10 protein-coding genes and 2 pseudogenes are annotated in these 11,445 nt (G+C 73.9%); 5 read left to right on the forward strand and 7 right to left on the reverse strand.

The features are described from left to right. Positions 1–219: 219 nt before the first annotated feature. A pseudogene (locus ACH4VX_RS29205) lies at positions 220–1,632 on the forward strand (MFS transporter); the annotation flags it as partial. Here the strand turns inward: ACH4VX_RS29205 and ACH4VX_RS29210 are convergent. From ACH4VX_RS29210 to ACH4VX_RS29220, 3 genes and pseudogenes are all read right to left on the reverse strand, one after another. Next, positions 1,621–2,160 (reverse strand): annotated as a pseudogene (locus ACH4VX_RS29210) (hypothetical protein); the annotation flags it as partial. The pseudogenes ACH4VX_RS29205 and ACH4VX_RS29210 overlap by 12 nt on opposite strands. 42 nt (positions 2,161–2,202) lie before the next feature. Next, entirely contained in the window at positions 2,203–3,144 is a 942-nt protein-coding gene (gene murQ, locus ACH4VX_RS29215) for an N-acetylmuramic acid 6-phosphate etherase (protein ID WP_398371499.1), read from the reverse strand. A 104-nt stretch (positions 3,145–3,248) separates the two neighbouring features. Then, positions 3,249–4,199, reverse strand: coding sequence for a MurR/RpiR family transcriptional regulator (locus ACH4VX_RS29220; protein WP_398371501.1), 951 nt, complete (start codon positions 4,197–4,199; stop codon positions 3,249–3,251). A gap of 56 nt (positions 4,200–4,255) precedes the next feature. On the opposite strand from ACH4VX_RS29220, the gene ACH4VX_RS29225 reads away from it, so the two are divergent. Next, entirely contained in the window at positions 4,256–4,651 is a 396-nt protein-coding gene (locus tag ACH4VX_RS29225; protein ID WP_398371503.1) for a hypothetical protein, read from the forward strand. Next, on the forward strand, positions 4,648–4,926 hold the full coding sequence (locus ACH4VX_RS29230; protein ID WP_398371504.1) for a DUF4031 domain-containing protein: 279 nt from the start codon (positions 4,648–4,650) through the stop codon (positions 4,924–4,926). Before ACH4VX_RS29225 ends, ACH4VX_RS29230 begins: the two co-directional genes overlap by 4 nt. Here the strand turns inward: ACH4VX_RS29230 and ACH4VX_RS29235 are convergent. Further along, complete coding sequence (locus ACH4VX_RS29235) at positions 4,908–5,975, reverse strand: GNAT family N-acetyltransferase (protein WP_398371505.1); 1,068 nt, start codon at positions 5,973–5,975, stop codon at positions 4,908–4,910. The genes ACH4VX_RS29230 and ACH4VX_RS29235 overlap by 19 nt on opposite strands. Before the next feature lie 10 nt (positions 5,976–5,985). Further along, positions 5,986–6,648, reverse strand: coding sequence for a hypothetical protein (locus ACH4VX_RS29240; protein WP_398371507.1), 663 nt, complete (start codon positions 6,646–6,648; stop codon positions 5,986–5,988). 420 nt (positions 6,649–7,068) lie between these two features. Between ACH4VX_RS29240 and ACH4VX_RS29245 the strand changes: the two genes are divergently transcribed. Further along, a complete protein-coding gene (locus tag ACH4VX_RS29245) occupies positions 7,069–7,749 on the forward strand; it encodes a maleylpyruvate isomerase family mycothiol-dependent enzyme (protein WP_398371508.1) in 681 nt (226 codons plus the stop codon). Between the two features lie 99 nt (positions 7,750–7,848). Then, the gene (locus ACH4VX_RS29250; protein WP_398371510.1) at positions 7,849–8,538 is read left to right on the forward strand and encodes a copper homeostasis protein CutC; all 690 of its coding nucleotides are present in this window, start codon (positions 7,849–7,851) and stop codon (positions 8,536–8,538) included. Positions 8,539–8,913: 375 nt separating this feature from the next. Here the strand turns inward: ACH4VX_RS29250 and ACH4VX_RS29255 are convergent, their stop codons facing one another. Together ACH4VX_RS29255 and ACH4VX_RS29260 are read right to left on the reverse strand one after the other, a co-directional pair. Further along, a complete protein-coding gene (locus ACH4VX_RS29255; protein WP_398371511.1) occupies positions 8,914–11,019 on the reverse strand; it encodes a HelD family protein in 2,106 nt (701 codons plus the stop codon). 320 nt (positions 11,020–11,339) lie between these two features. Beyond that, positions 11,340–11,445, reverse strand: a 106-nt coding sequence (locus ACH4VX_RS29260; protein ID WP_398371522.1) for a zinc ribbon domain-containing protein, incomplete at its 5' end; no start/stop codon positions are given.

Below are 11,445 nucleotides of genomic sequence, written 5' to 3' on the forward strand. Positions count from 1 at the left end.
GGGGGCGTGTGGTGGGGGGGGGCCCCCCCCCCCCCCCCGGCGCCCGGGGGGGGGGGGGGGGCGGGGGGCCCGGGGGGGGGGGCCCCCCGGGGGGGGGGGGGCCCCCCCACCGCTCCGTGCGTCATCCCCTCGTCACCCGGTTTTAACTTGCTTAAGTCAATCAACCGCTTTAAGGTTGCCTGAGTCAAGTAAGCCTGAGTCACGACGGAGACCTCCTTCATGCCCGACGCACTCGACCGGCCCGCCCCGCCGGGCGGCGCCGCTCCGCCCAACCCCACCGCCGTGGTGGCCGTGCTGGCCTTCAGCGGCATCGTGGTCTCGCTGATGCAGACCCTGGTGATCCCGATCGTGGGGCAACTGCCGCAGTATCTGAACGCCTCCGCGTCGGACGCCGCCTGGGCCATCACCGCCACCCTGCTCGCCGCGGCCGTCGCGACCCCGGTCATGGGCCGCCTCGGCGACATGTACGGCAAGCGCCGCTTGCTGCTGGTCAGCATGGCCATGCTGGTCGTCGGCTCGGTCGTCGCCGGACTCAGCGACTCCCTGGTCCCGATGATCGTCGGCCGGGCCCTGCAGGGCCTGTCGTCCGGTGTGATCCCGCTCGGCATCAGCATCCTGCGCGACGAACTGCCCGTGGAACGCCTCGGCTCGGCCACCGCGATGATCAGTGCCTCGCTCGGCGTCGGCGGCGCCCTCGGCCTGCCCACCGCCGCGCTGATCGCGGACAACTTCGACTGGCACATGTTGTTCTGGGTCTCCGCCGGCCTCGGTGTCGTCGCCCTGGTCCTGGTACTGGTCCTCGTACCGGAGTCGAAGGTGCGCACCGGCGGCCGGTTCGACCTGGTCGGCTCGGCCGGCATGGCGGCCGGCCTGATCTGCCTGCTGCTGGCGATCTCCAAGGGCGGCGACTGGGGCTGGTCGAGCGGCACCACCCTCGGCCTGTTCGCGGCGGCCGTCGTGATCCTGGTGGCCTGGGGCTTCTTCGAACTGCGCAACGACCAGCCGCTGGTGGACCTGCGCAGCACGGCCCGTCCCCAGGTGCTGATCACCAACCTCGCCTCGGTGGCCATCGGCTTCGCGATGTTCTCGATGTCCCTGGTCATTCCGCAGATGATGCAGCTGCCGGAGGAGACCGGCTACGGCCTGGGCCAGTCGCTGCTGTCGGCGGGTCTGGTCATGGCGCCGTCCGGCCTGGTGATGATGGCGCTGGCCCCCGTGTCCGCGCTCGTCTCCCGCGCCAAGGGCGCGAAGGTGACGCTCATGATCGGCGCCCTGATCGTGGCCGCCGGCTACGGACTGAACGTCCTGCTGATGGACGAGGTCTGGCACTTCGTGCTGGCGTCCTGCGTCATCGGCGCCGGTATCGGCTTCACGTACGGTGCGATGCCCACACTGATCATGGGCGCCGTGCCCGCCTCCGAGACGGGCGCCGCCAACAGCCTCAACACCCTGATGCGCTCCATCGGCACGTCCGTCGCCAGTGCCGTCGCCGGTGTCGTCCTGGCCCAGATGACCACGCGGTTCGGCGGGTACGCGCTGCCGTCCGAGGACGCCTTCCGCACGGTCCTGGCGCTCGGAGCCGGCGCGGCGCTGCTCGGCTTCGTCATCGCCGCGTTCATCCCGCGCCGGCGTCCCCCACACGCGCAGCACCTCGTAGTCGGTGAACTCGTGCACGATCCGGTACGCCATGGCGGCCCGGGGCCCGCGCCGCTGCGCCGCGATGAACAGCTCCGCCTCGCGCCGGTCCCGGCGCGGGGTGCCGCACAGCTGCCACGCCTGCCCGTTCCACAGTTCCGGCAGCCAGCGCTGCTGCGGCTGCGGCCGGTCCCCGCGCACCCCGTACCGGGACGGGGCGGGATCGGTCGGCTGGTGCTGCGGGGCGGGACCGTTGAACCCGGCGCGACGGGCGGCGCGGCGCCGGGTCTCGCAGAGCAGGCACAGGTCCGGGGCGCTCTCGTCGACCGGCCCCGTGGGGTGCTCGGCGCAGCGCGTGCTGGGCGCTGCCGTGGTGACGCTCTCCTCCAGCAGGTCCAGGGCCCGCCGCAGGTCGTTCTTCACTTCGTGCAGCCGGGCGTCCGGGGTGTCGGCGGACAGCGCCTCGCCGTGCTCCCCGAGCACGCGCAGGGCGCGGCCCAGGGCGGTGAGCTGCGCGTGGTTCATGGTTCGTCTCCGGGTCGGGTGCCTCCAGTATCCGCCGGGCCGCTACGCCCCGTCGCCCGCCTTCGCCAGCGCCGCGCGCAGGTGGCCGTCGGACTCGGCGAGGAGGCGGGCGGCCGTCGGGCCGTCCACGTCGGCGAGGATGACCAGGATCGCGTGCTTGACCTCGCCGTCCGTGGCGGTCAGGGCACGCTCGACGACGTCGTCCGCCGCGCCCGTCGCCTGCGCGACGATACGGCGGGAGCGGGCACGCAGCTTCTCGTTGGAGGCCCGCACGTCGACCATCAGGTTCCCGTACGTCTTGCCCAGCCGGATCATCGTGATCGTCGACAGCATGTTCAGCACCAGCTTCTGCGCCGTACCGGCCTTCAGACGCGTGGAACCGGTGAGGAACTCCGGGCCGACGACGACCTCGATGCCGTGCTCGGCCGCCGCCGCCAGCGCGCTGCCCCGGTTGCAGGCCAGGCCCACGGTGAGGGCGCCGCGTGCGCGGGCGTACGCGACGGCGCCGACCGCGTACGGGGTACGGCCGGAGGCGGAGACGCCGACCACCGTGTCGTCGGCGGTCAGCGCCAGCGCGGCCAGGTCGGACTCGGCCAGCTCGCGGGAGTCCTCGGCGCCCTCCACCGAGGCGACCATGGCGTCGGGGCCGCCCGCGATCAGGCCGACGACCCGCGCCGGGTCGGTGTTGAAGGTCGGCGGGCACTCGGAGGCGTCCAGCACCCCCAGCCGGCCGGCGGTGCCGGCGCCCGCGTGGATCAGCCGCCCGCCCCGGGCCATCCGCTCGGCGACGGCGTCGATCGCGGCGGCGATCGCCGGCACCTGTTCGGCCACGGCGCCGGCCACCGTGGCGTCCTCGCCGTTCATCAGCCGCGCGATGTCGAGCGTGGGCAACCGGTCGACGTCCGCCAGCTCGGGCCGGAACGCCTCGGTGGTGAGCGTCTCCAACTGGGCGCGGACATCGTGGTGGCGGGGAGTGGATGGCATGTCGGTGACTTTCCAGCTCGGGGTGGGAGGGTTTCCCCAGGGGCGCGGGGAACTGCGCGACGAGCCACGGACCAGCCGCGGTCAAAGTACGGGGCCCGCCCCCCTTACGGCCCCTTGCGGAGCACCCGGTGCCGATGCGCAAGCGCCTCGTACGACGCGGCCAGCGCGGGCGCCGCCGCCTCGTACGTCCGCTGCGCGACCCCCACGAACAGACAGTCCACCACCAGCAGCTGCCCCGTCCGGGAGGACATCGCGGCCGGGCGCAGCTCGCTCTCCCGGGCCGTGGACGTGGTCAGGACGTGGTCGGCGTACTGCGTGACGGGGCCGTCCGGGCGGCCGGTGACCGCCACCGTCGTCGCCCCGCGCTCGAAGGCCACCCGGAGCGGTTCGATGACGTCCCCGGTCGACCCGGAGTGCGTGACGGCGATCGCCACGTCCCCCGGGCGCAGCTGCACCGCGTTGGTGACGGCGAGGTGCGGGTCGCTGTGGGCGTGCGCCATCAGGCCTATGCGCAGCAGCTTCTGGGTGAGGTCCTGGGCGACCAGCCCCGACGCGCCGACGCCGTACACATCGGTGCGGCGGGCGCCGGCCAGGGCGGTCACGGCCGCGGCGAGCTGGACGGTGTCCAGCCCGGCCGCGGTGTCGGCGAGGGTCTGCTGTTCGTCGTAGGCGAGTTTCGCCACGACGTCGGCTATGGGGTCGTCCACCGCGATGTCGGTGGTGATGGCGGGCGCGCGGCCGGACTGCTGCTGGGCGGCGAGGCCGGCCAGCGCCAGCCGCAGATCCCGGTAGCCGGGGTAGCCGAGCAGGCGGGCGGTGCGGACGACGGTGGCCTCGCTGGTGCCGGTGAGTTCGGCGAGTCCGGTGACCGTGAGGGCCGCGCAGCCGGCCGGGTCGGCGGCGACGGCCTCGGCGACCCGCTGCATGGAACGGGTCATCGACGGAGCCAGCGTGCGGACCTTGGCCGCCAGGGCGGCGGGCGCGGGAGGGGCGGGAAGAGCGGACGCACCGCCGCCCGGACCACTCCCGAAAATTTCCTTCACTTCATGGGTCACGGTGTGAAAGATATTTTCGTCCCGGTCGTGCGGTCAAGAGTGCGCACAATGGGGGCATGGACCCCCACGGCGAACCCGGGCCCCACCCGGTCACCCCTCTCGAACAAGCCCTGCACGCGGCGCGCGCCCTCGTGCTCGCCGATCTGGCCGCGCGCGAGGTCGCCGAGGCGGACGTGGTGTCCCTGGTCGAGGAGTCCGTCACGCACCGGCGCTGGTGGGTGGAACAGTGGCCGGACGGCGCCGGGTTCCTCGCCGGCCTGGTCGCCCAGGACGTCCAGGACGCCCTGCTGGAACGGTACGGCCGCTGGCCGCTGTGCCCGGTCTGCGGCACCGGCGACCCGCACGCGCTCGACGTGGAGCCGGAACTCGGCCCCGACCCGCACTGGGTGTGCCACAAGGCGGGCGTGCAGGTCGCGGCGGTCGGCGGCCTGGGCGGAGCGGTGGCCTCGTGACCGTGTACATCGACCCGCCCACCTGGCCGGGCCACGGCCGGATGTGGTCCCACCTCGTCAGCGACCTCTCCTACGACGAACTGCACACCTTCGCCGACCGCCTGGGCGTCCCCCGCCGCGCCTTCGAACGCGACCACTACGACATCCCCGCCCACCGGTACGCCGACGCGGTGCGCGCCGGGGCGGTCGAGGTCGGCAGCCGCGAGGTGGTGCGGCTGCTGCACGGGGCGGGGCTGCGGCGCCGCAAGGGCGCGGCTCAGCCGCGGAGTTCGTAGGAGATCTGCCCCTCCTGCCGGGACACCTCGCTGAAACCGGCCCGGTCGACGACCTTCTGCGAGGGCACGTTCTCCTGCTCGACGGCGGCGGCCACGGTCCGTACGCCGTCCTGCTCCAGCGCCCAGCGCGACAGCGTGCGCAGCGCCTCGGTGGCGTAACCGCGGCCGCGGGCGTCCACGGAGAGGTCGTAACCGATCTCCACCCTGCCGGCCTCGTCCGGGACGCCGTGGAAGCCCATCGCGCCCACCGCGCGGTCGTCCTCGCGACGGGCCAGCACGTACATGGCCCACTCCGGGTGGAAGACGCCCTCCTCGTACTGCTTGAGCAGCATCCCGGCGCCCTCCCGCGTCCCCTCGAACGGCCCCGAGTCCACCCAGTCGAACCCGCCGTCACCGGCCAGGGACAGATCGGCCGCGACCGCGGGGGTGACGCCCTCCAGGACGAGCCGCTCCGACCGGAGGACGGGGTTGTTGCTCCACTTCCACCCGGTGACGGGCTCCCGCCCCGGCAGTTCGCCGCGCCCGGTGGCCCACAGCAGCGTCCGCCACGGCGTGGGCCCCGGTTTCACCCGCGGGAAGATCCGGGTGAGAACGAAGGAGGCCAGCTCGGCCGGCGGTTCGTAGCCGATCCCCGTCCCCTCGGCGATGTCGTGCGTGTGCAGCAGCACCTCGGCGATGCCCATCGCGGCGAAACCCTCACGGTTGGCGTGCCGGAAGGGGTACGGGTGGAAGGCGCGGACCGCGCGGGGGGTGGTGCGGATCGCGGCGGCGAGCAGGGCGCCGGTCGCCTCGATCGTCTTCAGGACGCCGGTGTTGTCGGTGTCCTCGTCGAGCGAGATCGTGAAGGGCAGGTGGCCGGCGGTCGAGCGTCCCGCGAGCCGCCCCGCGTACGCGATGAGATCGTCCGCGATGTGCTCCGCCGTCTTCCGGCAGTCCCACTCCAGCCCTCCGGCCCTCACCTTCCCCCAGTCCCGGTCGGCGACCGCCCCCAGCACCGCCACGCAGTCCGCGACGGCTTCCTCCACCTGTTCCGCTCCCACAGCACGCATGCGGGGCAGGCTAGGCGGACGGCGGGGTCGCGGTCGACAGCATTTCCAGTTCGCCGCGCATGTTGTGGCGGGCGGTGGCCTCCCAGTGCTCCCGCCCGTACGGGGTGCGGAACAGCCTTGGCAGGGCGAGGAGTTGCCGCAGCACGTCGGCACGCCCCTGCCGGAAGGCGTCGTCCGGCACGAAGTGGTACTCCTGCCGGACGGCGGCGGTGTAGGCGGCGTACGACGACGGTGACGCGGCGAGGATCGCGAGGTCGGCGTCGCACAGCACCTGCCCGTCCCGGTCGTCGTCGGCCGGATCGTGCGTGACGGTGAGCCGCACCAGCCGGGCCACCTCGGCGGTCCTCTCCGCGGACACCCCGGCCTCGGGGAGCGCCCGCTCGGCGAGCCGGGCGGATCGTTCCTCGTTCTCGGACCGGTCCGGCAGGTACACGGCGTCGTGGAACCAGGCGGCGAGACGGACCACGTCCGGGTCGTCGGCGTACTCCTCCAGCACGTCGATGCGGTCCAGGACGGCGGTCAGGTGGGTGAGCGTGTGGTAGTGGCGCTGGGGTTCGGACCAGCGGCGCAGCAGGGCGTCGGCGTACCGGTACGGCTCGGGGTGGCACGCGCCGTCCCGCGCCGGGAGGAGGGCGCGCAGCCAGCGGCCACGCAGGGCTTCGGTGTCGGCCATGCGCCCATTGTCATGGCTCCCGGCCCGGAACACCGCGATCCCCCTCCAGCCGCCGGCGCCCGTCGCGGAGCGAGGAGACGACCACGCCGGTCCACCCGTGGACCGGGGGCCCGTCGAGTCCGCCGCGCAGGTCGCTCGTACCCGTGGCCGGGACGGACGGATCGTCACCGCGGAGTTGATTGCGTATCCGTAGGTCACACCCTCCGGATGGCCGGCTCGCGGGGACGGCCGTAGGTTCCTGATCACTGATTCGCCGCGCGTTCCGCCTCGGCGGCGTTCGACGGGTCGGTCGTGTCGTCCGCGTCCCCCCACCGGGCCGCCGCTCCCTTCCCGTCCGGGCGGCCCGACGCGGACGTCCGGACGGGGCTTGCCGGTGCCGGGGGACGTCGGCAAGCCCCTCGCCGCACTAGCGTGGACGGCATGACGACTCCTGCGGATGTGCAGAACGTACGAGACCCCGAACTGCCCGGGCGGCTGCTGACCGTCGAGCGGGACGCGCTGATCCCGCTGCTGCGGGGGCGTGACGACGCGGACTTCGCGTTGCCGGTCGTGGCGTGTCCGGGGTGGACGGTGCGGGATGTGCTGGCGCACTGCTCGGCCGCGTTCACACGGGTTCTGGAGAGCCGGTACGAGAAGGGGGTGTTCTCGCCCGAGAGCAATGAGCGCGACATCGCCGAGCGGGCCGGGTGGACGAACGCCCGGGTCGTCGACGAGCTGGAGCGCGGGATGACCGGGGCGGGGCCCGTGATCGCCGGGGCGGGCGGGGCGCTGGACAAGCTCGCGCTGGGCGAGTGGGTGCACGCCGGGGACGTACGGGTCGCACTCGGTGAGCCGGGCGCGTACGCGGGCGCGGGGCTGCCGTACGCGCTCACCCTGCTGGGCCAGGTGACCGGCCGGAAGGGCCACCTCCCGCTGCACGCCGACCTCGACGACACCGACGAGCCGCTGCGCCTGGGCGACACCACGGGGGAACGTCCCCCGGCCCGCTACATCGGCGACGGGCCGACGCTCGTACGGCTGTACGCGGGGCGTCCGGTGGACGGGGCCGCGTACGAGCTGGCCGGGGTGGAGGCCGCGGAGCTGAACATCTTCGGGGGGTGAGCGCAGGGGCGGGGCGGCCCCGGGCGGGCGGGCGGTCGGGCGTAGGCTTGGATTGGACTAGACCTGTAGTCGCCGTCTGATGCCGAGGAATGGGGTCCCATGAGCAAGCGTGCAGTCCTGGAGGTGATCGCCCTCGACGTCGAGGACGCGGTGGCCGCCCAGGCCGGAGGTGCGGACCGCCTCGAGCTGGTGACCGACATGGCGGCGGACGGGCTGACGCCGGCGGCGGAGACCGTCGCGGGGATCCGGGCGGCCGTGGACATTCCGGTACGGGTGATGCTGCGGCTGGCGGACGGGTTCGCGGCGGGGTCCGCCGAGCGGCTGGTGGCGGCCGCGCGCACGATGCGCGAGGCCGGGGCCGAGGAGTTCGTGCTCGGGTTCCTCGACCCGGACGGCGGGGTGGACCTGGGCGCGGTGGAGCGGGTCGCCCGCGAGCTGGAGGGCTGCCGGTGGACGTTCCACCGGGCCATCGACCGGGCCGCCGACCGGGACGCCCTGCGCAAGCAGCTCGCGGACTTCCCCGGCCTCGACACCTACCTGACGGCCGGGGCGGCCGACGGGGTGGACGCCGGGCTGCCGACCCTGCTCGCGGAGGCGCGGCGGCGGGGGGAACCGGGGTACGAGCAGCGGTTGCTGGTGGGTGGCGGGTTGCGGCTGGAGCATGTGCCGTTGCTGCTGGAGGCCGGCATCGACGCCTTCCACATCGGCGGAGCGGCCCGGCCTCGTGGCTGGGACGGGCCGGTCTCGGCGGAGGCCGTCGCGGAGTGGCGGCGGGTGCTGGGGGGCTGAGCGTTCGCTCCCTTGTCACCGGGCGTCGGGCTGGGCGGGTTCGCCGCTGGGCGGGGGTGGGTCGCGCGGCCCGGCGCTTGCGGGGTGCCGGCGCGCCCATCCGTGGCGCCCTGCGGCACGACTGCCCGCGGTGACGGGGCGGGATGCCCTGCGGTGGCGGGGCGGGGTGCCGGCGCGCCCATCCGTGGCGCCCTGCGGCACGACTGCCCGCGGTGGCGGGGCGGGCTGTCCCGCGGTGACGGGGCGGACTGCCTGCGGTGGCGGGGCGGGGTGTCGGCGCGCCCATCCGTGGCGCCCTGCGGCACGACTGCCCGCGGTGGCGGGGCGGGCTGTCCCGCGGTGGCGGGGCGGACTGTCCGCGGTACGTGGGTGTGGTCAGCCGAGTTGAGGGGGCAGGTCCGTCCTGTGCGTCACGATCAGGCCCGATACCGCTCGGGTCAGGGAGACGTAGAGGCGGCGCAGGCCGGTGCGTTCGTCGGGTTCGGCGTCGACCACGGCACGGGGTTCGTCGAGGACCACGTAGTCGTACTCCAGGCCCTTCGCCAGGGAGGCCGGGACCAGGGTCAGGCGGGTGTCGTACGTCGTCTCCTCGCCCGGGGGGATGTGGCCGATCCCCGCGGCCGTCAGTTCCTCCGCCAGCTCCGGGACCCGGGTGTCCGCCGCGATCAGGCCCACCGAGCCCTCGTTGCGCAGCAGTTCGCGGCACGCGGCGACCACGTCGCCCGCCCCTTCGGCCCGGCGCACCTCGAAGAAGCCCGGGTTCTCGCGGATCGACGCCACCGGGGTCAGCCCCGGCGCGATGTGCGGGAGCAGCCGGGAGGCGTAGGCGATGACGTCCGTCGGGACGCGGAAACCGGCCGTCAGTTCCTCGGTCACCGCCTCCCGCTTGCCCAGGTGTCCCAGCGCCTCCTCCCAGCTGCGGGTCGCCCACGGGGTGGTGCCCTGGGCCAGGTCGCCGAGGACGGTCGCCGAACCGGTCGTGCAGCGGCGGCCCACCGCCCGGTACTGCATGGGGGACAGGTCCTGCGCCTCGTCGAGCACCACGTGCCCGAGGGAGTGCGTGCGCCGGATGAGGTCGGCCGCCTCGTCGATCAGCACCGCGTCCGCCGCCGACCACTTCGCCGACTTCACCGACCGCGCGGGCTTGGCCCACAGGATCGTCTTCCGCTCCTGCTCGTCGAGCAGGCCCTCCGCGTGCTCCGCCAGGAACTCCGGGTCACTCAGCAGCCGGAGCACCAGTTTCGCCGGGTCGACGGCCGGCCAGACCGTCTTCACCGCGGCCTTCACCGCGGTGTTGCGGGCCACCGCGTCCTGGACCCTGTCGTCCGGTGCCTCGCCCGCCCGCTCCATCTGCACCAGCACGGCGTGCGCGATGCGCTGCGGGAGGGCGTCGCGGGCGGCCCCGTAGCGGATGTCGCGGTCCAGCAACTGCTGCACGATCTCCCCCAGTTCGTGCGCCGGAATCCGCCAGCGGCGTGAGCCGCGCACGACCATGACCGGCTCGGTGGGCATCGTGACGTGGGAGTAGAGGGCCTTCCGCAGGACCCGTGCCATCCGGGCGTCGCCCTTGACCACCGCCGCCGCCGCGTCGTCCGTCCCGCGTACCTCCACGTGCGCCACCAGGTCGTCCACCGTGGCCTGCGCGACCGTGAGTTCGCCCAGCGCGGGGAGCACCTGCTCGATGTAGTGCAGGAAGGAGCGGTTCGGGCCGACGACCAGCGTGCCGGTGCGGGCCAGCCGCTCGCGGTGGGCGTAGAGGAGATAGGCGACCCGGTGCAGGCCGACGGCGGTCTTCCCGGTGCCCGGCCCTCCCTGCACGCACACGCTGCCGGACAGCCCGGACCGTACGATCTCGTCCTGCTCGGGCTGGATCGTGGCGACGATGTCCCGCATCGGGCCGACACGCGGACGCTCGATCTCCTGCTGGAGCAGTTTGCTGGTGGTGGTCCCCCCGGCGGAGCCGGAAAATGTCACGGCGGCGGGGTCGGAGAGGTGCTCGTCCTCGTACGCCGTGAGGTCGCCGCCGGTGTAGCCGAAGCGGCGGCGCAGCGCGACGTCCAGCGGGTCCTTCTTGGAGGCCCGGTAGAACGGCTGCGACACCGGCGCACGCCAGTCGATCACCATCGGGTCGCCGTCCGCGTCGTGCACGTGCCGGCGCCCGATGTAGAAGCGTTCCCCTTCCGCGCCTTCCGCCTGCTCGGCGCCGGGGGAGTGCAGGTAGTCGAGGCGGCCGAAGAACAGCGGGGTGCCGCTGAGGTCGGCCAGCGCCTTGATCCGCTCCCCGATCTGGTGCTCGAGCACGGCCGCGTTGACCCAGTTCGCGGTGACGTCCCTGATGTCGAGGGCCTCGACGTCCTCGCGCATCGCGCGCAGTGCGGAACGGGACGCGGAGAGATGGGCGCGCTCGCGGGTGAGCGGGTCGTCTACGGGGGTGGTCGCGGGACCGTCTGCGGGCTGGTCTACCGGCGTGGACGCGGACAAGGGGGTGCCTCCGGGGGCCTGCTGCTGGGGTTGCTGCGGCGAAATGCCGGCCGGTTTCCGTCCGGGCGGCGGCGCTCCGTGAGGGGAGGCGGACAGGAGCGGAGATTCTAGGGCGCCGGACCGGTGCGCTCCAAACCCTTTTCACCCGAACCCCTAAGGGGCGGCGAGGGGCGGCCCCTCCTGCCTGAGGAGTACGGGTCGCCCTGCGGACGGACAGGGAGGGTCCGCGGATCGGTCCCTCCGGCCGATGCCCGTGCCGCGGCCGGAGAGCAACCGTGACTCCACCCACCGCTGAAGCGGCGGGCTTCCTGTGTCGGTGGCTAAGCACCGGCGCAGAGGGCCGGCCCGGCCCTGTGCAGGACGTTCAGCGCGCCGACGTGGTCGGCGTTGGCGGTGAAGCCGCACGCGGTGCACTCGAAGTCGGCT

The sequence above is a fragment of the Streptomyces sp. NPDC020731 genome (assembly GCF_044334705.1).
GTDB lineage: Bacteria > Actinomycetota > Actinomycetes > Streptomycetales > Streptomycetaceae > Streptomyces.